The sequence below is a fragment of the Stenotrophomonas sp. DDT-1 genome, from assembly GCF_001580555.1.
GTDB lineage: Bacteria > Pseudomonadota > Gammaproteobacteria > Xanthomonadales > Xanthomonadaceae > Stenotrophomonas > Stenotrophomonas sepilia.
In genome coordinates this window covers 58,487-78,171 of the sequence record NZ_LEKR01000006.1, presented here as the reverse complement: position 1 = coordinate 78,171, position 19,685 = coordinate 58,487, and the positions used below count along the sequence as shown (strand labels likewise).

Sequence of the window (19,685 nt, the reverse complement as noted above, 5' to 3'; positions counted from 1 at the left end):
CGGTGCCGGCGGCGCCGATGCGGCAGGCGGTCTCCTGTCGTGGGAGAGCCTTTGATGGCGGCGAGCGTACGCATGCGCAATACACTGACGCTGTTTTCCTCGAACGACGACGTACTGTGCCACCGTGTACGCCTGGTCCTGGCGGCCAAGGGCGTCACCTACGACTTCGTTCCGGTCGATCCGCAGAACCCGCCTGAAGACCTGATCGACCTCAATCCGTACCACTCGGTGCCGACCCTGGTCGAACGCGAGCTGGTGCTGTACGCCGCATCGGTGGTCAGCGAGTACCTGGATGAGCGCTACCCGCATCCGCCACTGATGCCGGTCGACCCGCTGTCGCGTGCGCGCATCCGCCTGGCCATGCTGCGCATCGAGCACGACTGGGTGCCGCAGGTGCAGGCCATCCAGCTGGGCAACAAGACCCAGGCCGAGGCCGGGCGCAAGCGCCTGAAGGAACTGCTGACCGCCTCGCTGCCGCTGTTCAGGGCCAGCAAGTTCTTCCTCAATCCGGAAATGAGCCTGGCCGACTGCGCGATGGCGCCGATCATCTGGCGCCTGCAGTCGCTGGATGTGCCGCTGCCGAAGGATGGCAAGGCGATCGAGGACTACGGCAACCGCATCTTCCGCCATCCGGGATTTGTCCGCAGCCTGACCGAGCAGGAAAAGAAACTGCGCGATCTGCCGGTCTGATCCGGCCCCGCGTTACCCGTCTGCAGGCCGACCGGCGTGCAGACGATCCGCCCCGGCGGGGCGCCGGGCGCGTACACTTCACGCATGACCGAAGACTTCTTCCACATGACCAGCCACCGCCCGTACCTGCTGCGGGCGCTGGTGGAATGGATCAACGACAACCAGCTGACCCCGCACATCCTGGTCGACGCCGGCGTCCCCGGCGTGCAGGTCCCGCCTTCGGCGGTCAAGGATGGCCGGGTCGTGCTCAACATCGCCGAACGTGCTGTCGTGCGGTTGATGATCGACAACGAGATGGTCAGCTTCTCGGCGCGCTTCTCCGGTACCAGCTACCCGGTGCAGGTGCCGATCAGCGCCGTGCTGGCCGTCTACGCCCGCGAGACCGGGCAGGGCATGGCATTGCCGGATGACATTCCGGGCAGCGAAACCGCACCGACCAGCGATGAGCTGCTGCACGAGGAAGGCACGCCGCCGGACGATACGCCGCCGGCCAGCCCGCCGCCGAAGGGCCGCCCGAACCTGCGCGTGGTCAAGTAACCATTCCGACGCCGCCCCGATGGGCGGCGTTCTTCTTGGCCCGTCTGGCGGTGGGTGCCGACCGTTGGCCGGCACATCTTCAAACCCTAGGCATCCTCGGCATCCTCCACATCCGGCCGGATCTGGCTGATCCGCGCGGCACCCGGGCCGGTGAACGAAATCAGCTGGTCGCCACGCAGCACCATGCGGCCCACGTGGCGATCGATGCCATCGTAGGAATACTCGAACTTGAAGGTGCGCTCGAAACCGAGTCGGCCATCCTCGCCACGCGACAGTCGCAGGCCGGTGGCGTGCACCGCCTGGTCCAGCCACTGCACGTCGGCGGCGCGGCAGGCATTGCGTCCCAGCTCGACCGCGCGCTCGGCGGCCGAGCGCGCGGCGTTCCAGAAGAAGTAGATGATTCCGCCGGCAATCAGCAACAGCAGCAGGGTGGGCATGGCGTCAGCCGTCAGAGGTCGATCCGGCAAAGATGGCGGCGAACGCGCGCTGGATCAAGCACGGGTATCACCGCCTCGGCGGTGGCTGGCCCGTCATCGGTGCTGCCGGCGCCGTTGCCGGCACGGCCTGCATCGGCGCTGCGGAGGGTGACGGCATCCCCAATGGCGTGGTCGCGGTCAGCTGCAGCAGGGCCGCCCAGTCCTGGCGGTTGAAACTGCATTCGTCCTCACGCCCCGGGGTGCAGCTGGGGTCGATGCCGGTGCTGTTGCGTTCGCGTGCCGGGGGCAGCTTGATCAGCCCGGTGCGGTCCAGCGGCAGCAACCGCATCGCCACGGTGTTCATCACGTTGCCACCGACCAGGTACAGGGTCTGGTCGCCGCCGAGGTTGGCGGCCACCACCACTTCGCAATGTGATTTCCAGTGGCCCACCGAACCGTTGCCCAGCGCCTGCACCAGCCCGCTGTAGCTGAGCGTCGTGCTGCGGTCGCGCAGGAAGCACAACAGGTCGCCCGGTGCGGGCTTTGCGGTCGCGGGATCGACCAGCCGGTACGGCACGCCCGAGGGGCCGCCCTGGTACGCGGCACGAATGTAGTCGATGTGGCGCGGCGACGTGTTGAAGCCGGGAACGCCGGCCTGCACCATCACCCAGGAAATGAAAGCGGCCGACCACGGATTGTCGATCAGGAAGGCGCGGCAGTCGCTGTCGGTGTAGCGCGTACCCAGCGGTGCCACGCAGCTGCTGGCACCGGCGATGCTGCCCATCGCGTTGAGCGTGCCGCTGTTGCGCCAGTAGCCGGCCACGCGCTGCCAGGCAATCAGCCCGTTGTCGGCCAAGTGTTCGTTCTCGGCCTCGGTGACACTCAGACTCGCCGCGCGGCCATCGCGATCGATGAAGGGCCGGAACCACAGCCGGTGCTCGTTGCAGGCGGTATTGCGGATGGCCACCGCCAATGGGCTCAGGCCGAAGCGGGGAGGGACATCGCAGGCTTCAGCGGCTGCGGCGGACAAGGGGGCTGCCGCGAGCAGCAGACAGGCAGGCAAAAGCATCCGGCGCATGCGCGGCTCCTGTGGGGGGATGCCCGCAGCGTCGCAGAGGCTGGCGTAGCCGAGCCGTGAAGGCGCCCGGGTCGTGTAGCGCCGAGCCTGCGCTCGGCTCCACAAGGTCGCATAGGCCTCAAGCCGGCGGCGGGCCCAGCTTCAACGACAGATCGATGGCCTGCACATGCTTGGTCAGCCCGCCGATGGAGATGCAATCGACGCCATCCTCGGCGATCGAACGCAGGCCGCCCAGGCCGACGCTGCCGGAGACTTCCAGCGGAATGCGCCCGGCCGTGATGCGCACCGCCTCGCGGCGCAGGTCGGGACTGAAGTCATCCAGCAGGATGCGTTCGCAACCGGCTTCGAGCGCCTGGCGCAGCTGTGCCAGGTCTTCAACCTCGACCACCAGTGGCAGCGCAGGCCACTGCCGGCGTGCGGCGGCCACCGCCGCGGCCAGCGAACCGGCAGCACGGATGTGGTTCTCCTTCAGCATCACCGTGTCGTACAGGCCGAAGCGGTGGTTCTCGCCGCCGCCGCAGCGCACCGCGTACTTCTGTGCCAGGCGCAGGCCGGGCAGGGTCTTGCGGGTGTCGAGGATGCGGGTACCGGTACCGGCCACCGCGGCCATGTAGCGGGCAGTGGTGGTCGCGGTGCCGGATAGCGTCTGCAGGAAGTTCAGCGACGTGCGCTCGGCACTGACCAGGCTGCGGCTGCGCCCGTGCAGCAGGGCCAGCACGGTGCCGGCGGTGACGGCATCGCCTTCGGCGATGTGCCATTCAATGCGCACGTCAGGGTCGAGCGCGCGGTGGGTGGCGTCGAACCAGGGGCGCCCGGCGATCACCGCATCCTGCTTGCACAGCAGGTAGGCGCTGTCGGCCTGGTCGGGGAGCAGGGCGGCGGTGACGTCACCGCTGCCCAGGTCCTCGGCCAGCGCGCGCGCGACATCGGCGGCGACAACGGCCGCATCCGGCGTCGGCAGCGTGCTCATGCGGCCGGGAAGTCGGCGATCTGGGCGGTCGGAACGGCTTCCTCGGCCAGCAGCACCGGGATGCCGTCGTCGACGCGGAACACCTGCTTGCGGTCACGGGTGACCAGCGCCTCGCGCAGCGGCTGCGCCAGCGGGTTGCCATCGGCCTTGGTCACCGTGCCGGCGGAAATGGCCTTGTTGAGGGCTTCCAGGCCCTTGCCATCCAGCAGGGACAGGGGCTGGCGGGTGTCCGGGGACACCAGCAGGTCGAGCAGCTTGCGATCCATGGTTCTTCGTCTTGCGTGGAAGACGGCTAGAATACGTCTTTAAGGCAGGTGACGGCCAATGACCCCCAATCCGATCGCGCCGCTTGTCGGCATCGTCATGGGTTCCCGTTCCGACTGGGAAACCATGCAGCACGCCGCCCAGAAGCTTGAAGCCCTGGGTGTTCCGTTCGAAGTGAAGGTGGTGTCCGCGCATCGGACGCCGGATGTGTTGTTCAGCTACGCCGAGCAGGCGGGCCCGCGTGGCCTGCGCGCGATCATCGCCGGTGCCGGCGGGGCCGCGCACCTGCCGGGCATGATCGCGGCCAAGACCGCCGTGCCGGTGCTGGGTGTGCCGGTGCAGTCCAAGGCCCTCAACGGAATGGATTCCCTGCTGTCGATCGTGCAGATGCCGGCCGGCATCCCGGTCGCCACCTTCGCCATCGGCAACGCCGGCGCCTCCAACGCCGCGCTGTTCGCGGCGGCGATGCTGGCCAGCGACCAGCCGGCGATCGGCCAGGCGCTCGATGCCTTCCGTGCACGCCAGACCGAAGACGTGATGGCCCACGACGATCCGCGCCAATGAGCCTGACTGTCGGCATCCTGGGCGGCGGCCAGCTCGCCCGCATGATGGTCCTGGCCGGTGCGCCGCTGGGGCTTCGCTTCGAACTGTACGACCCGGCCGCCGACGCCTGCAGCGGCCCGCTGGCGCCGCTCACCGTGGGCGCCTTCGATGACCGCCAGGCCCTGGCGGACTTCGCCGCCAAGGTCGATGTGGTCACCTTCGATTTCGAGAACGTACCTGCCGACAGTGCACAGTTCCTGGCCGACCGCGTGCCGGTCTATCCGCCGCCGGCCGCGCTGGCGGTGGCCCAGGACCGGTTGAGCGAGAAGACCCTGTTCCAGCAGCTGGGTATTCCGCTGCCGGCCTTCGCCGACATCCGTAACCGCGACGAGCTGGCGGCGAAGGCGGCTGAGTTCGGCCTGCCGTGCATCCTCAAGACCCGCCGCCTCGGCTACGACGGCAAGGGTCAGTTCCGCCTGCGCAGCGAAGCCGACATCGACGCCGCATGGGATGCGCTCGGTGCCCAGGTGGAGCGCACCGGACTGATCCTGGAGGGCTTCGTGGCCTTCCAGCGCGAGGTCAGCGTGGTGGCCGTGCGTGGCCGCGATGGCAGCTTCGAAGCCTGGCCGGTCACCGGCAACTGGCATGTCGACGGCGTGCTGTCCGCCAGCGTGGCACCGGCGGTGCTGTCCGACGCCGAGCGGCAGGCAGCGATCGGCTATGCCCGCCGCGTCGCCGAGCACCTGCAGTATGTGGGAGTGTTCGCACTGGAGCTGTTCTGTCGCGACGGCGAACTGCTGGCCAACGAGATGGCACCGCGCGTGCACAACTCCGGCCACTGGACCATCGAAGGCAGCGAGACCTCGCAGTTCGAGAATCACCTGCGTGCCGTGCTGGGCCTGCCACTGGGCAGCACCCGCATGCTCGGCCATGCCTGCATGCTGAACTGGCTGGGCGCGATGCCCGATCCGGCGCCGGTGCTGGGTCAGGCCAGTGGCCATTGGCACGATTACGGCAAGGAGCCGCGCGAAGGTCGCAAGGTCGGCCACGCCACGTTGCGCGACGATGATGCCGCTGCATTGGCCGATGCGCTGGACCAGGTCGGCCTGGAGCTGGACCGCCAGGCCCAGGTGGCGCCGGCAGTGCACGCGCTGCGCAACCGCTGAGCCCGGGCGTGCCGGCCAATGGCCGGCACAACCTTGTATGCCTGCAACGGTGTGGCGCGCCGGTGCAGGCATCGGCGCACCATTGCCGGTGGTAGCGTGGGGCTCCTTTCACAGGAGTCACGACCATGCTCGACTGGAATGCCTATCGCAAGGAACTGAAGGGCCGCATCGGAGAGATCGGCAAGCTCTCGCCGGACACGGTCAAGGGCTACGCCACCCTGGCCAATGCCGGTGCCCAGACCAACCACCTGGATGCCAAGACCCGTGAGCTGATCGCATTGGCGGTGGCGGTGACCACCCGCTGCGACGGCTGCATCACCGTGCACGTGGACGCTGCGCTGAAGCATGGCGCCAGCCGCGAGGAAATCGCCGAAGCACTGGGCGTGGCGGTGTCGCTCAACGCCGGCCCGGCGCTGGTGTACTCGGCGCGGGTGATGGACGCGGTGGCTGCGCACGAGAACGCGTGACGCTTCATCTGTAGAGCCGAGCCCATGCTCGGCTGCTGTCCGGCCAGCCGAGCATGGGCTCGGCCCTACAGGCAGTCAGCGCAGCTGGCTCTCGGCGAATTCCCAGTTGACCATCTGCCAGAAGGCATCCAGGTAACGCGCGCGATCATTCTGGTAATCGGTGTAGTAGGCGTGCTCCCAGACATCGCAGCACAGCAGCGGGGTGCTTTCGCCGGTCAGTGGCGTGCCGGCGTTGCGGGTGGCCTGGATGCCGAGCTGGCCACCGGGGTGCTGCACCAGCCACACCCAGCCCGAGCCGAACAGGCCCAGCGCGGTGCGGTTGAATTCCTCGCGCAGGCGCTGCGCATCACCGAACTGGCGCTTGACCAGCTCGCCCAGCCGGCCCTGCGGCTCGCCGCCGCCGCGCGGGCGCAGGCACTGCCAATAGAAGCCGTGGTTCCAGGCCTGGGCGGCCACATCGAACAGCGTGCCCTGGGCATGGCGCACGATCTCTTCCAGTGACGCCTCCTCCCACTCGGTGCCGAGAGTGCCGGCGTTGACCGCGTCAACGTAGGCGCGGTGGTGGCGGCCGTGATGCAACTCAACGGTCTGCGCGGACAGGTGGGGCTGCAGGGAGCCGGGGAGGTAGGGCAGGGCAGGCAATTCGACGGGCATGGACAGGTTCGTGGCCAGGGGGACGGCGGCAGCCTGTTCCATCCGCTTACAATGGCGGCTACCGTGGGCAGTCTAGCCGACCATCACGGTCGGTTTGTCCGGCGAAGCAAGGAGTGTGGTTGTGGCGGTAATGCAGCAAATCCAGGCCGAGGTCGATCGTTACCCGCTCGTGCTGTTCATGAAGGGCACCCCGCAATACCCGATGTGCGGCTTTTCCAGTCGCGCCGTGCAGGCGTTGATGGCAGCCGGCGCCGTCACCCTGCGCACTGTCAACGTGCTCGAAGAGCCGGAGATCCGCGCCAACCTGCCGCGCTTTTCCAATCTGCCGACCTTCCCGCAGCTGTTCATCAACGGTGAGTTGATCGGCGGCTGCGACATCGTCATGGAACTGTTTGAATCCGGCGAGCTCAAGCGCATCGTCGAAGAGGCGACCCAGGGATGAGTGCCTGGCCGTCGACGTCACCGACTGACGGGGCGATCGATGGCCGCCCGTTGCAGGATCGCGTCGTACTGGTCGCCGGCGCCGGGGGAGGGCTGGGCAGTGCCGCGGCGGTCGCCGCAGCTGCAGCCGGGGCCACCGTGGTCCTGCTGGGACGCAAGCCGCGCCGGCTGGACCGGGTCTATGCCCAGGTCCAGGCGGTCGGTCCGGAACCGCTTCTGTACCCGTTGGACCTGGAAGGCGCCAGCCCCGATGACTATGCCGAACTGGCCCAGGCCCTGCAGCGCGAGCTGGGGCGGCTGGATGGACTGCTGGTCTGCGCCGCGCATTTCCCCGGGCTGACTCCGTTTGAACTGGCTGACCCGGCCAGTTTCGCCCGTGCGGTCCATGTCACCCTGACCGCGCCGGCCTGGCTGGCCCAGGCCTGCCTGCCGCTGCTGCGGCAACGCGAGGATGCCGCTCTGGTGTTCGCGGTCGATGCCCCCGAACGGGTCGGACAGGCCTATTGGGGGGGGTATGGCGCGGCCCAGCACGGCCTGCGTGGCCTGATCGCCAGCCTGCACGATGAACTGGGCCGTAGTCCCATCCGGGTCAGCGGCCTGTACCCCGGCCCCCTGCGCACGGCGCTTCGGGCCCGCGCCTATTCCGTGGACCAGGACCCGGCTGCGCAAGGCCCGGAAGCCGCGGCGGCCGCTGCGGTGACCCTGCTGTCCGCCGCTGGGAGCGCCTGGCGGGGGCAGATTCTCGATGCCAGTGAGACGCCTCGGGAAAGGTGAGCCCCGTGGGAAGACGGAGTGAAGAACCCGTCACGATTGCGTTGCGAACCGGTGCCGTTTGTCGCACAACCGTCACATTGATGGCGTAGCGTGTTAATCTAGTGTTAACCGTTAGGGCTGCCTTCAGCCGAGCGGTAGGGAACCCCAGATAACTCTCCGATCAGCCACCCGCAGGGCTGCTTGGATGCGCTTTTTTTCCGCCATCGCCAACTCGCATCGAGGCTACCGAAAAATGACCCACCCACTCCGGATGTCCAAGCTTACCCTTGGTCTCGTGGCTGCACTTGCTGCCGCTCCCGCCTTCGCCCAGAGCAGCACCTCCGCCGGTGTCGGCGGCCAGGTGATGTCCGCTGCAGGCCAGCCTGTCGCCGGCGCTGAAGTCACCATCACGCACACCGAGTCGGGCACTGTTTCGCGTGCCACCACCGATGCGTCGGGCCGATACAACGCGCGCGGCCTGCGCGTGGGTGGTCCGTACACCATCACCATCACCAAGTCCGGTGAAGGCACCAAGACCGAGGAAGGTGTCTACCTGAACCTGAACCAGGTCAACACCGTCAACGCCAACCTGGGCGGTGATCTGGCTGCGACCAACCTGGACGCGGTGAACGTTGTTGCCACCGCCGGCGGCCTGGACCTGTTCAGCGCCAACAAGATGGGCACCGGCACCAACGTGACCCGCGAAACGATGGATGCGCTGCCGTCGGCCAGCCGCAACATCCAGGACTACGTCCGTCTCGACCCGCGCATCTCGCAGGTCAGCAAGGCGGACGGCGCGATCTCGGCTGGCGGCCAGAACACCCGTTACAACGCCATCCGCATCGACGGCATCAGCGCCTCCGATCCGTTCGGCCTGGGTTCCAACAACCTGCCGACCGAGCGTCAGCCGGTGTCGATGGACGCCATCCAGGAAATCAACATCGACCTGGCCAACTACGACACCACCATCGCCGGTGGCACCGGCGCGGTGATCAACGCCGTGACCAAGTCGGGTACCAATGAATTCCACGGCACCGTGTACGGTTCGTACCGCGACAAGGACATGGTCCGCTCGCGCCTGGAAGGTGACAAGCAGGACTTCAACGGCTTCGAGGACGAGAAGACCTACGGCATGACCTTCGGCGGCCCGATCGTCAAGGACAAGCTGTTCTTCTTCACCAACTATGAAAAGTACGAGCGCTCGGCTGCCGGCGTCGCCCTGAGCGACACGCCGATCGGCCGTGGCACCATCACCCAGCAGCAGATCACCGACGTCCAGAACTTCCTGGGCAAGCTGGGCTACGACCCGGGCAGCCTGACGGCGCCGAACAGCAAGACCGAGATCGAAGAGTATGCGGTCAAGCTGGACTGGAACATCAACGAGAATCACCGTGCGGCCCTGCGCTACAACAAGATGGAGCAGAACGTCGTTCGCTTCCCGCAGGTCAGCAGCAGCGCCATCTCGCTGAGCAACTTCTGGTACCAGCAGCCGACCCAGTACGAAACCTGGATGGGCGAACTGTTCAGTGACTGGTCCGAGAACTTCTCGACCGAGTTCAAGGTCTCGCACAAGGATTACTCGGCCAACCGCGTCCCGCTGGTCGACATGCCGCAGATCCGCATCAAGTCGGGCAACGATTCGCTGTACGTCGGTACCGAACAGAACACCCACGTCAACATCGTCGAGTCGAAGGAACTGAGCGCCTTTGGTGCCGGTACCTGGTACATCGGTGACCACACCGTCAAGTTCGGCTTCGATTACTCGAAGAATGACCTGATGAACTTCTACGGCCGCAACCTCAACGGCGTGTACGAATTCAACAGCGTCAACGATTTCCTGGCGGGCAAGGCTTCGCGCTACCAGCTGCGTGCTCCGCGCGCCGATGGCAGCCGCAGCGACATCCCGGCCGACTTCACCCTGAAGAACACCGGCGTGTTCGTGCAGGACACCTGGGCGATCAACTACAACCTGAACCTGATGTTCGGCGTGCGCATCGACATGCCTGACTTCAGCACCCAGCGCCTGTACAACCCGCGCATCGAGCAGCTGTACGGCTTCAACAATACCAAGCTGGTCGACAAGAACCTGGTGCAGCCGCGCGTCGGCTTCAACTACACCTTCGACAGCGATCGCCCGACCCAGCTGCGCGGTGGCGTGGGCCTGTTCGGCGGCGCCGCCCCGAACGTATGGCTGGCAGGTGCCTACCAGAACACCGGCCTGAACTACATCGAGTACGACGAGCGCAGCATCCCGGCCGGTGCCTTCACCCCGGACGGCAACAACCCGTACATCCCGGCCGGTGGCCCGGCTTCGGCCCGTCAGAACGTTGACATCATCGCGCCGGGCACCCGCCTGCCGTCGGTGTGGAAGGCCAACCTGGCGTTCGACCATGAGCTGCCGTGGTACGGCATCGTGGCGTCGGCCGAAGTGCTGTTCACCAAGGTCAAGGACGGCATCTACTTCGACCGTCTGGACGTGTCGGCGCCGACCGCCTTCGGTCAGGATGGCCGCGCGATCTACTGGAACGCCGCTGGCCGCAATCAGGCCAATACCCGTATCGACAAGGGTGTCGACTACGGCATGTCGACCGGTACCAAGGGTGCTGTTGACCGCGCCAACCGTCCGTCCGACATCGGCGATGTGCTGGTCCTGCGCAACACCGACAAGGGCCGCGGCACCCAGGCCACCTTCTCGCTGGCCAAGCCGCTGACCGAGAACTGGGGCTGGTCGCTGGGTTACACCTACACCAAGTCGACCGAGGTCAGCCCGCTGTCCAGCTCGCAGAACACCTCGAACTGGAACAACACGCTGATCTTCAATGCCAACGAGAACGTGGCCTACAACTCGCGTTATGCGATGAAGGACCGCGTCACCGGCACCCTGGAGTGGAAGCACAACTTCTTCGGTGACAACGCCACCCGCGTCGGCCTGTTCTACGAAGGCCGTTCGGGCCGTCCGTACAGCTACATCTTCTACAACGATGCCAACGGCGACGGTGCTGCCACCAACGACCTGTTCTACGTGCCGAAGGGTCCGGGCGACGTGCTGTTCACCGGCGGTGCCGCGATGGAGAAGCAGTTCTTCGACTGGCTGGCGCAGAACCCGGAACTCGATGCCTACCGTGGCAGCGTGGTCCCGGCCAACCGCCACCGCGCCTCGTGGGTCAACAGCTTCGACGTCCGCGTCAGCCAGGAATTCCCGGGCTTCATGAAGGGTCACAAGGGTGAAGTCGCCCTGGACATCATGAATGTCGGCAACCTGCTGAACAAGAAGTGGGGCCTGATCGACGACTACGGCTTCTACTCGACCCGTCGCGTTGCCAACTACGCAGGTATCGATCCGGCCACCGGCAAGTACGTGTACTCCTTCACTGGTTCGACCGACAACCCGTCGGTGCAGGAAAACAACAACGACAAGGGCAACACCGCCGTGTCGCGTTGGTCGATGCAGCTGACCCTGAAGTACAAGTTCTGATCCGTCAGCGCTTGAAGTGGTAAGTGGAAACGGCCGGGGAAACCCGGCCGTTTTCCGTTCAGGCGAAAGTTCTTGCAGGGTGTCGGGCAACGGCGTAGCATCCAGAAATGTGCGCGGTGCCAACGCCGCCGATGCGGTCCCGGAATGGCGAACGCGGGCAGCACACATCCAACGGTCGGGCTTCCCGGCCGTTTTGCTTTTTAAGGGGGCGGCAGTACAGTCGGAAACCTTGAAGGAAGCGAAAAATTGGATATGACCACGAACGAAAAATCAGCCCGTGCGCTGCCGGTACAGGATGCGCGGATCTACCCGCGCGGTGGGCTGGACGTGTTGTCGCGGGCCGAAGTGGCACGCCTGCGCGATGCCTCCGCCGGCGGCATGCATGAGCTGCTGCGCCGCTGCGCGCTGGCCGTGCTGACCAGCGGCAGCGCCTCGGACGATCCGCGCGCGGCGCGCGACCTCTACCCTGATTTCGACATCCAGGTGGCGCAGCAGGATCGCGGCGTGCGCATCGATCTGGTCAACGCACCGGCGATGGCCTTCGTCGACGGCGAGATCATCCGCGGTGTCGCCGAACTGCTGTTCGCCGTCGTGCGCGACCTGGCCTACATGGCCATCGAAATGGGCCCGGCCTACGCGGCCGAGCTGGAGTCATCCGAGGGCATCACCAACGCGGTGTTCGGCCTGCTGCGCAACGCGCGCATCCTCAATCCGGGTGATCCGAACCTGGTGGTGTGCTGGGGCGGACACTCGATCTCGCGCGACGAATACCTGTACACCAAGCAGGTGGGCTATGAACTGGGCCTGCGCGGCCTGGACATCTGCACCGGCTGTGGCCCGGGTGCGATGAAGGGCCCGATGAAGGGTGCCACCATCGCCCACGCCAAGCAGCGCCGTACCGTGACGCGTTACATCGGCCTGACCGAGCCGGGCATCATCGCCGCCGAGTCGCCGAACCCGATCGTCAACCACCTGGTGATCATGCCGGACATCGAGAAGCGCCTTGAGGCCTTCGTCCGCATCGGCCACGGCATCATCGTGTTCGCCGGTGGCGTCGGTACCGCCGAAGAGATCCTGTACCTGCTCGGCATCCTGCTGCGCGAGGAGAACAAGGACCTGCCGTTCCCGCTGATCCTGACCGGCCCGACGGTAGCGGCACCGTACTTCGAGCAGATTGATCGCTTCATCCGCCTGACCCTGGGCGATGCGGCTGCCGAGCGCTACGAGATCATCATCGGCGACCCGGTGGCGGTTGCGAAGAAGATGGCCACCGGCATCAAGCGCGTGCGCGAGCACCGCCTGGCGCAGAAGGACTCGTTCTTCTTCAACTGGTCGATCGAGATTCCGTGGGAGTACCAGCAGCCGTTCGTACCCACCCACGAAGCGATGGCGGCGCTGGACCTGCACCACGGGCGTGCCCCGCACGCGCTGGCGGCCGACCTGCGCCGCGCGTTCTCGGGCATCGTCGCCGGCAACGTGAAGGAAGACGGCATGCGCCGCATCGAGCAGTTCGGGCCGTTCCAGATCCACGGCGACCCGGACATGATGCAGGCGCTGGATGCGCTGCTGCGCGCCTTCGTCGAGCAGCGCCGGATGAAGATCTCCGGCGAGTACCAGCCCTGCTACCAGGTGCTGGCCTGAACCCGGGCCGGCGTGATGGGGATCGCGCCGGCACTGGCAGGGGAGGGCGGGTCGTCAAGCCTTTGACGCCCGTCGCCCCGGATTGACCGTTCATCCTGCCGCCGCTTGCCGGTGGCGGGGCGATGGCCCATCGTGGCCACCAACACGCTGGGGAGCGTCCAATGTCTTTGCGCCGGCAAAACGGCTTCACGCTGGTTGAACTGATGATCACCATCGCCGTGGTGGCGATCCTGGCTGCGATCGCCTTTCCAAGTTTCCAGAGCACGATCCGTTCGAGCCGGGTGAGCTCGACCAACAACGAGGTCCTGGGCCTGCTCAGTCTTGCCCGCAGCGAGGCGATCCGCAGCAACCGCGGCGGCGGCGTCTGTGGAAGCAGCGACGGTGCCAGCTGTGATGGTGGCTGGTCGGGCGGCATGCTGGCCTTTGCCGATGCCAATGGCGACGGTGCGCTGTCGGCAGGTGAAACCGTCCTGCGCTTCGTCAGTGGCAATCCCAAGCTGAAGATCACTGGGCCGGCCACGGAGATCGCCTTTGACGGGCGCGGCCGTCGCCGCGCCAGCGCCGAGCAGGATGTACGGCTGGAGCCGGACGTCTGCAGCAAGGGCGCACTGCACAAGCGCACACTGACGGTGAACGCCTCCGGGCAGATCCGCAGCACCAAGGAAGCCTGTCCATGACCACCCGTACCTTCCGTGCGCGCCAGGCCGGGGGCTTCACCCTGCTTGAAGTACTGATCGCCATCATCGTGTTGGCGTTCGGCCTGCTGGGTTTTGCTCTCTTGCAGACCATGAACGTCCGATTCGTGCAGAGCGCCAATTATCGAACCCAGGCCACCAACCTTGCGTACGACCTGACCGAGCAGATGCGCAGCAACCGCTTCCAGGCGGCCTGGTACACCGGCGCGTCGTTCGCGGCAGGCAGCAAGACCGCCGCCACCGCGTGCACCAGCGATACCGGCGACGTCTCCATTGAAAAGAAGATCGCGCGCTGGCAATGCCAGGTGGTGAAGGCGCTGGGCGACGATGCAGGCGCCAATGTCACCTTCAATGGCGGCGTGGTCAATGTGGCCATCACCTGGGGCGACCAGCGCTGGGATCCGGATGACCCGGACAAGGCCACCACCTTTGCATTGGCTACGGAGCTGTGAGCATGCGCCTGAACCGACGTGCCACCATGGCCGGCCTGTCGCTGGTGGAACTGATGATCGCCCTGGTAATCAGCCTGGTGCTGATGCTGGGGGTGGTGCAGGTCTTCATGGCCTCGCAGGCTGCCTCGCGCCTGTCCGAGGGGGCCTCGCGCGTGCAGGAGAACGCCCGTTTCGCGCTGGATTTCCTTGAGCGAGACATCCGCATGGCCGGGCACATGGGCTGCGTGAACGACCAGGCCCACGTGGTGAAGAACCAAGGCGATCCGGTATCGCATCTGGGTGCATCCTCGGGCGATGGCAGCCCGCTTGATTTCAGCGTTTCCATCCAGGGCTTCGATGCACCGGGAACCGCGCCGGGCGGGAGGCTCGCACTCGGGGCGACATGGTCCGCACCGTCAGCGCTGCCGGCAGCGATCACCCGGCTCAGCCCTGCGCCGGCAGGCGGAAGCGATGTGCTGGTACTGCGCTACCTGGCCCCTGAGGGGGTGCCGGTGACCGGCATTTCGTCCAGCGGCGGCAATGCGCTGCTGGACATGGACAGCACCCGGGTGGCCAGGCTCACCTCGGGGGGCGTGGCGGCACCGACCTTGTTCGGCATCGCCGACTGTGCCCATGCGGACATCTTCGCCGGTACGTTGAGTGCGGCACGTGTGACCGCGCCCTCGCTGGACCTGTCGCGCTATGCTGCGCAGCCGACCGGGCAGACGATGCTCTATCGCGCCGAGTCGATGGTCTATTACGTCGGCATCAATCCGGAGACCGGTCAGCCGGGCCTGCGTCGTGCGCGCGCCAACAGTGCTGGCGCCTATGCGGTCAATGAAGAACTCGTGGAAGGCATCGAAAGCCTGCAGCTGCTGTATGGCCTGGACAGTACCGCCAACATCAGCCTGGGCACGCCGCCGGCCGGCAACATCACCCGCCTGGCCGCCGCGACTGGGGTCAGCAGCAACGCTAACGCCGCCGGTGCCGCGCAGTGGCTGCGGGTGGGGCAGGTGCAGGTGGGGCTGCTGGCACGCAGCCCGACGCCGTCGTCTTCGAGCACGCCGGCCAACCCGCTGTCGGTACTCGGCGTTGGCTTTGCCAGCAGTGACAAGCCTGACGGCCGCTACCGCTCCAGCTATGAAGTCTCGATTGCACTGCGCAATCGCCTGTTCGGGAACTGATCATGACGACCTTCTCACGTTCGTTCAGGCCCGCCTCCGCTCGCACCCAGCGCGGCGCCGTGCTCTATGTCGCGTTGATCATGCTCATCCTGCTGGCGCTGCTCGGCATTGCGGGCATGCAGGTGGCCGGCATGCAGGAGAAGATGGCAGCGAACTACCGCGCCGCCAACCGGGCCTTCCAGAACTCGGAGGGCGTGGTGCGTGCGGCCGAACGCTCGGTGGAGAAAATCGCCAACCGTCAGGATGTGGGGAACGACAGCCTGGTGCAGTCCAGCACTCTGTCGCGGGTCTGCGATGACGGCTTCGATCCGGCCATCTGGGCCGAAAGCCACCGCAACCAGACGCGTCCTGCGGTCAATGTCCGCCAGATTGACAGCTGTGTGATGGGCGAATCGTCGCTCGACATGGGCCGTCCGCTGGAAGACGTCACGCCGATCTACCAGATCACCGGCTTCGCGACCGACGATGCCGATGCGAGCTCGTCGTCGGTGGTCATCGATACCGTATTCAAACTCTGAGGACGCAGGCCATGGCTTCGCGCAAATTCCGTTTCATGGCCGCAAGCGGCGCCGCACTGGCGCTCGGGGGCGGCTATGTCATCTACAGCCTGATGGCGGCCCAGGCCCAGGGCACGCTGGCGCAGGCGCCGCTGAACATCCAGGTGCAGACGCCGCCGGCCTTCCTGATGGCGCTGGATGATTCCGGCTCGATGCTGTGGGAAACATTGAACAACACGCGCGATGGCGTGTACCGCTGGGATGGCAGTGGCTTCTACAACCAGGGTGCCGTCAACGGCTACGATGGGTCTGGGCAGCGCTACCTGTACGTCTTCCCCAGCTATGGACGCGACGACCAGGCAGCCATCCCGCCGCTCGACAGCTTCGGTTTCGCCCGATCGCCGGACGTCAACCCGTCCTACTACGACCCGCGTGAGATCTATCCTGGCTGGAAGACCGGCTTGTCCGATACAGCCCTTGCCAACTATCTGGACATCAGGGCGTCCAGCGCGCCGCTGGACCCGCGTCCGGGCAATGCACCGAACAAGATCGCTGGCGCGCTGGACCTGACTGTGGACTCGCTGCTGACCAGCATGGACACCGGCGGGCGGACCGGCGCGAACTGGCGCTTCCGCTTCCGTTCCGGCATGACGCTGCCGGTCGGAACCCGTATTGAGCGTGGGCGATGCAACCTGAGCGGAGGGGCTGTCCGGCAGGAAGGCTCGTTCGACAACGTGACGCGCCAGACTACCATCAGCAGCTCAAGCTGCGATGCTGCCGTCGCCTTCTATCCGGCTACGTTCTTCCTGGCAGATCCGTCTACGCTGCCGGCGGAATATGGGTACACCGCGGCTCCTGTTGCCGTTGCAAATCCTCCGGGCGGCCGTCCGGGTACGTTGTACAAGTACGAAATCAAGCTTGCGAACTTCGGCAACAATCAAGCGAAGTACAACGCTGCCATGCAGAGCTTCGCCAACTGGTTCAGCCTGTACCGGACGCGACGCGAAGCGCTGATCGGTGCGGCCACGAATGCGCTGTACGACACGACCAATCTGCGCGTGGGCTGGTTCCGTATCAATGGCCGCCGCGCGGTGACCATGTTCAACATGACCAACGAGCCGGAGAAGCAGCAGCTGCTCAGCCAGATCATCGGCGAAATGCGTGCCAGCAGCAGTACGCCCAATCGTTCCGCCGCACAGTACCTTGGCGAACAATTCCAGCGCACGGATCAGAACGCGCCGGTGCTCCTGTCATGCCAGAAGAACGCGGGCATGCTGTTCACCGATGGCTATATCAATGAGTCCGGCAACACGACGCTGATGAAGGATCTCGTAGCGCCGTACTACAACAGTTCTCTCGTGCCGGGCAAGGAGACCAATTCCGTGCCGGTGCCGGCCGAGTGCAAGGGGCCGAATCCAAATCCGTCGCTGGATTGCAAGACCCACCTGCACATGAATTTCTACGGCGTGACGCTGGGCACGCAGGGCAAGGAGTTCGGCGTCCGGTACCTGCCGGATCCGCTGCGCCCGTGGGTGCTCAGCCCGGACCCGTACGTCGTCAAGCCCAACTTCCCGACGACGACGCAGGACCTCAAGCCCGAGGCCGTTGATGAGCTGTGGAACGCGGTCTATGACACCCGTGGCGAAATGGTCAACGCCACGCGCCCGGCCGAAATCACCGCAGCCATGCGCCGTATCATCAGCAACGTCGCCCAGGGCGCCACGCCGTCCGGCTCGCGTTCGCTGACCGGCGCACGCATCGGCGTCGGCTCGTTGTCGGTGGAGCCGTTCTACGAGGCCACCAACAACGGCACCGACTGGTACAGCAAGTTGCGCGCCTTCAAGCTGAGCGTCGAGCCGTCCACCCGCAAGATCGTTTCGGAAGAGGCCTGGGAAGCATCTGCGAAGATGCCGGCGCCTGCATCACGCCGCATCCGGTTCTGGCGCAACGGCGCGCTGGAAGACTTCACCGGCAGCAATGTCAGCCTGGCCAATCTGTGCACCAAGTCGTCGACGCTGTATCCGGGCATCCTGATCTGCAGCGCGTCCGAGCTGGCTGGCCTGGCCACCGATTCCACCACGGCCGTGGCCTACCTGCGTGGTGAAACCTCCGGCGAGAAGCGCAACGGCGGCAAGCTGCGTGATCGCAGCACGGTGCTGGGCGACATCATCACCTCCACCCCGGTGCTGAGTTCGCCTCTGGATGACTATGGGTTTGGCCGCCTTCCGGGCACGATGGGCAGCAGTTACGCCGCCTACATGACCACCAAGCGCAATGGTCGCCGCTACATGGTCTACGCCGGCGCCAACGACGGCATGTTGCATGCCTTCGATGGCGGCATGGGCGCCGACGGCCAGATGGACGCCGACGGTGGCAAGGAGCGGTTCGCCTACATTCCCTCGACCGCGTTGGGCCACATGGGCAACCTGTTGCTGCCTAACGACCCCACCAACCAGAACGCCCAGCGTTTCCAGCACCGTTACTACGTCGATGGCCCGGTGACGATCAGCGACACCTACGGCAGCAACGGGTGGACCACGTCACTGGTGGGCACGGCCGGTGCCGGCGGCCGCAGTGTGTTCGCGCTGGATGTGTCCGATCCGGGCAACTTCGGCGCGGCCGGCTCCCTGCTGTGGGAGATCAGTGACCTCGATGCGTCGCTTGACGATGCTGTGCGCGCCAACATCGGCCATGTGCTGGGCAAGCCGGTGATCGTGCCGGTGAAGAACACCGACGGTTCGGTGGGCTTCAAGGCGATCTTCGGTAACGGCTACGAAAGCAGGAGTGGCAAGGCGGTACTGTTCGTGGTTGACATGGTGGCAGGCCGCACGCCGACCATCCGCATGATCGAGGCGATCGAGTCGGGTACCAACCTGCCGTCGGGCAGCAACGGGCTGGGCAACATCGTGGTGGTTGATCGCTGGGGCGGAACCGGGCAGAACGCGCGGGTGCGTGATGGCCTGGCCGATACGGTCTATGGCGCCGACAAGCGTGGCGTTATCTGGAAGTTCGACCTGCGCGGGACTACCGCGCCAACCGTACCGTTGTTCACCACCAATACCCATGTCGATCCCGCCGACCGCCGGACCTACCGCCAGCCGATCACCGGTGGCATGACGGTGACCACCGGGCCGTCCGGTGGCGTGATGCTGATCTTCGGCACCGGCAGCTTCTCCTACTACGGTGACGAGAACGATACGGCGGTGCAGGCGTTGTACGGTATCAACGACACCGCAGCGGGCCAGCCGACGACGACGCTGACCTCGGCAAACCTGAGCTCGTATACGGCCGAGATCGGTTCCGGCGTGCGGACATTGCGTGGCGGGACCGTGCCTACGGTCAGCCGCGGCTGGACCGTGGTGCTGGCCAACAAGGAGCGTGCGGTCGGTAATCCGAGGATCGTGTCCGGCGTGGTGTTCTTCCCGACCTATATTCCGTCCGACGCTCAGGGGTGCTCGGTGGACGGTGCGAACTGGTTGCTCGGCCTGCAGGCCAGCACCGGCCAGGCCGCGATGTCGCAGGTGCGCTTCGGAGCCCCCGACGGCCGATCGCCGGGGGCGGGTACGGCCGGCGTTGCTCTCAACACGGGCGGCAACGCGCCGGTGAGGGACGTGACGACGTCGGTGGTGCCGCGCTTGGCGCCGCCGGACAGCACTCCCGGCAACCCGCCGCCGCAGCCGCCCGGTGAGGCGTGCCTGATGCAGATCTCGGTGGCCGGTGCTGATCCGATGTACCTGCCATACCCCTGTGGCCGCCAGTCCTGGAGGCAGATCCAGTGACCGG

General features: G+C 66.1%; 19 protein-coding genes. 14 read left to right on the top strand and 5 right to left on the bottom strand.

Annotated elements, in window-relative coordinates; translation table 11 throughout:
- Positions 1–54: 54 nt before the first annotated feature.
- Both AB839_RS04865 and AB839_RS04860 read left to right on the top strand, forming a co-directional pair.
- Positions 55–690, top strand: coding sequence for a glutathione S-transferase N-terminal domain-containing protein (locus tag AB839_RS04865; protein ID WP_061478502.1), 636 nt, complete (start codon positions 55–57; stop codon positions 688–690).
- A gap of 84 nt (positions 691–774) precedes the next feature.
- The gene (locus AB839_RS04860) at positions 775–1,227 is read left to right on the top strand and encodes a ClpXP protease specificity-enhancing factor (RefSeq protein WP_019659028.1); all 453 of its coding nucleotides are present in this window, start codon (positions 775–777) and stop codon (positions 1,225–1,227) included.
- Between the two features lie 86 nt (positions 1,228–1,313).
- Here AB839_RS04860 and AB839_RS04855 read toward each other — a convergent pair whose 3' ends face one another.
- From AB839_RS04855 to AB839_RS04840, 4 genes are all read right to left on the bottom strand, one after another.
- The gene (locus tag AB839_RS04855) at positions 1,314–1,664 is read right to left on the bottom strand and encodes a DUF3301 domain-containing protein (protein ID WP_049414899.1); all 351 of its coding nucleotides are present in this window, start codon (positions 1,662–1,664) and stop codon (positions 1,314–1,316) included.
- Positions 1,665–1,731: 67 nt separating this feature from the next.
- Positions 1,732–2,721: a DUF2272 domain-containing protein gene (locus AB839_RS04850; RefSeq protein WP_061478501.1), complete on the bottom strand. Its 990-nt coding sequence runs from the start codon at positions 2,719–2,721 to the stop codon at positions 1,732–1,734.
- A gap of 118 nt (positions 2,722–2,839) precedes the next feature.
- Positions 2,840–3,691, bottom strand: a complete 852-nt coding sequence (gene nadC / locus AB839_RS04845; RefSeq protein ID WP_061478500.1) for a carboxylating nicotinate-nucleotide diphosphorylase — start codon at positions 3,689–3,691, stop codon at positions 2,840–2,842.
- Positions 3,688–3,957, bottom strand: a complete 270-nt coding sequence (locus AB839_RS04840; protein ID WP_061478499.1) for a Trm112 family protein — start codon at positions 3,955–3,957, stop codon at positions 3,688–3,690. The genes nadC and AB839_RS04840 overlap by 4 nt, the downstream gene beginning before the upstream one ends.
- Positions 3,958–4,015: 58 nt before the next feature.
- Between AB839_RS04840 and purE the strand changes: the two genes are divergently transcribed.
- The 3 genes from purE to AB839_RS04825 all read left to right on the top strand — a co-directional run bounded on the left by purE (position 4,016) and on the right by AB839_RS04825 (position 6,131).
- Entirely contained in the window at positions 4,016–4,519 is a 504-nt protein-coding gene (gene purE, locus AB839_RS04835; protein WP_005412808.1) for a 5-(carboxyamino)imidazole ribonucleotide mutase, read from the top strand.
- Positions 4,516–5,664, top strand: a complete 1,149-nt coding sequence (locus tag AB839_RS04830; protein ID WP_061478498.1) for a 5-(carboxyamino)imidazole ribonucleotide synthase — start codon at positions 4,516–4,518, stop codon at positions 5,662–5,664. Before purE ends, AB839_RS04830 begins: the two co-directional genes overlap by 4 nt.
- A 125-nt stretch (positions 5,665–5,789) precedes the next feature.
- The gene (locus AB839_RS04825) at positions 5,790–6,131 is read left to right on the top strand and encodes a carboxymuconolactone decarboxylase family protein (protein WP_061478497.1); all 342 of its coding nucleotides are present in this window, start codon (positions 5,790–5,792) and stop codon (positions 6,129–6,131) included.
- A 75-nt stretch (positions 6,132–6,206) separates the two neighbouring features.
- On the opposite strand, the gene AB839_RS04820 is transcribed toward AB839_RS04825, so the two are convergent.
- A complete protein-coding gene (locus AB839_RS04820) occupies positions 6,207–6,785 on the bottom strand; it encodes a superoxide dismutase (RefSeq protein WP_061478549.1) in 579 nt (192 codons plus the stop codon).
- Between the two features lie 121 nt (positions 6,786–6,906).
- Between AB839_RS04820 and grxD the strand changes: the two genes are divergently transcribed.
- The 9 genes from grxD (at position 6,907) to AB839_RS04775 (ending at position 19,681) form a co-directional block, all read left to right on the top strand.
- Positions 6,907–7,227, top strand: a complete 321-nt coding sequence (gene grxD, locus AB839_RS04815; RefSeq protein ID WP_005415957.1) for a Grx4 family monothiol glutaredoxin — start codon at positions 6,907–6,909, stop codon at positions 7,225–7,227.
- Positions 7,224–8,000 (top strand): SDR family NAD(P)-dependent oxidoreductase, encoded by a 777-nt coding sequence (locus AB839_RS04810; RefSeq protein ID WP_061478496.1) that lies wholly within the window; start codon positions 7,224–7,226, stop codon positions 7,998–8,000. Before grxD ends, AB839_RS04810 begins: the two co-directional genes overlap by 4 nt.
- Positions 8,001–8,232: 232 nt before the next feature.
- Positions 8,233–11,454: a carboxypeptidase regulatory-like domain-containing protein gene (locus AB839_RS04805; RefSeq protein ID WP_082783292.1), complete on the top strand. Its 3,222-nt coding sequence runs from the start codon at positions 8,233–8,235 to the stop codon at positions 11,452–11,454.
- A gap of 252 nt (positions 11,455–11,706) precedes the next feature.
- The gene (gene ppnN, locus AB839_RS04800; RefSeq protein WP_019659018.1) at positions 11,707–13,095 is read left to right on the top strand and encodes a nucleotide 5'-monophosphate nucleosidase PpnN; all 1,389 of its coding nucleotides are present in this window, start codon (positions 11,707–11,709) and stop codon (positions 13,093–13,095) included.
- Between the two features lie 161 nt (positions 13,096–13,256).
- Positions 13,257–13,772, top strand: coding sequence for a GspH/FimT family pseudopilin (locus tag AB839_RS04795; RefSeq protein WP_061478494.1), 516 nt, complete (start codon positions 13,257–13,259; stop codon positions 13,770–13,772).
- Positions 13,769–14,242 (top strand): type IV pilus modification protein PilV, encoded by a 474-nt coding sequence (pilV, locus tag AB839_RS04790; RefSeq protein ID WP_061478493.1) that lies wholly within the window; start codon positions 13,769–13,771, stop codon positions 14,240–14,242. Before AB839_RS04795 ends, pilV begins: the two co-directional genes overlap by 4 nt.
- A 2-nt stretch (positions 14,243–14,244) precedes the next feature.
- On the top strand, positions 14,245–15,405 hold the full coding sequence (locus tag AB839_RS04785) for a PilW family protein (protein WP_061478492.1): 1,161 nt from the start codon (positions 14,245–14,247) through the stop codon (positions 15,403–15,405).
- A gap of 2 nt (positions 15,406–15,407) precedes the next feature.
- Complete coding sequence (locus AB839_RS04780) at positions 15,408–15,923, top strand: PilX N-terminal domain-containing pilus assembly protein (protein WP_061478491.1); 516 nt, start codon at positions 15,408–15,410, stop codon at positions 15,921–15,923.
- A gap of 11 nt (positions 15,924–15,934) precedes the next feature.
- A complete protein-coding gene (locus tag AB839_RS04775; protein ID WP_061478490.1) occupies positions 15,935–19,681 on the top strand; it encodes a PilC/PilY family type IV pilus protein in 3,747 nt (1,248 codons plus the stop codon).
- Positions 19,682–19,685 lie beyond the last annotated feature (4 nt).

Coding starts and splice junctions, on each gene's coding strand:
- AB839_RS04795 (WP_061478494.1), top strand. CDS start 13,257: ATGTCTTTGCGCCGGCAAAACGGCTTCACGCTGGTTGAACTGATGATC.
- AB839_RS04865 (WP_061478502.1), top strand. CDS start 55: ATGGCGGCGAGCGTACGCATGCGCAATACACTGACGCTGTTTTCCTCG.
- AB839_RS04860 (WP_019659028.1), top strand. CDS start 775: ATGACCGAAGACTTCTTCCACATGACCAGCCACCGCCCGTACCTGCTG.
- nadC (WP_061478500.1), bottom strand. CDS start 3,691: ATGAGCACGCTGCCGACGCCGGATGCGGCCGTTGTCGCCGCCGATGTC.
- AB839_RS04810 (WP_061478496.1), top strand. CDS start 7,224: ATGAGTGCCTGGCCGTCGACGTCACCGACTGACGGGGCGATCGATGGC.
- AB839_RS04850 (WP_061478501.1), bottom strand. CDS start 2,721: ATGCGCCGGATGCTTTTGCCTGCCTGTCTGCTGCTCGCGGCAGCCCCC.
- AB839_RS04780 (WP_061478491.1), top strand. CDS start 15,408: ATGACGACCTTCTCACGTTCGTTCAGGCCCGCCTCCGCTCGCACCCAG.
- purE (WP_005412808.1), top strand. CDS start 4,016: ATGACCCCCAATCCGATCGCGCCGCTTGTCGGCATCGTCATGGGTTCC.
- AB839_RS04805 (WP_082783292.1), top strand. CDS start 8,233: ATGACCCACCCACTCCGGATGTCCAAGCTTACCCTTGGTCTCGTGGCT.
- ppnN (WP_019659018.1), top strand. CDS start 11,707: ATGACCACGAACGAAAAATCAGCCCGTGCGCTGCCGGTACAGGATGCG.
- AB839_RS04840 (WP_061478499.1), bottom strand. CDS start 3,957: ATGGATCGCAAGCTGCTCGACCTGCTGGTGTCCCCGGACACCCGCCAG.
- AB839_RS04855 (WP_049414899.1), bottom strand. CDS start 1,664: ATGCCCACCCTGCTGCTGTTGCTGATTGCCGGCGGAATCATCTACTTC.
- AB839_RS04775 (WP_061478490.1), top strand. CDS start 15,935: ATGGCTTCGCGCAAATTCCGTTTCATGGCCGCAAGCGGCGCCGCACTG.
- pilV (WP_061478493.1), top strand. CDS start 13,769: ATGACCACCCGTACCTTCCGTGCGCGCCAGGCCGGGGGCTTCACCCTG.
- AB839_RS04830 (WP_061478498.1), top strand. CDS start 4,516: ATGAGCCTGACTGTCGGCATCCTGGGCGGCGGCCAGCTCGCCCGCATG.
- AB839_RS04825 (WP_061478497.1), top strand. CDS start 5,790: ATGCTCGACTGGAATGCCTATCGCAAGGAACTGAAGGGCCGCATCGGA.
- AB839_RS04785 (WP_061478492.1), top strand. CDS start 14,245: ATGCGCCTGAACCGACGTGCCACCATGGCCGGCCTGTCGCTGGTGGAA.
- AB839_RS04820 (WP_061478549.1), bottom strand. CDS start 6,785: ATGCCCGTCGAATTGCCTGCCCTGCCCTACCTCCCCGGCTCCCTGCAG.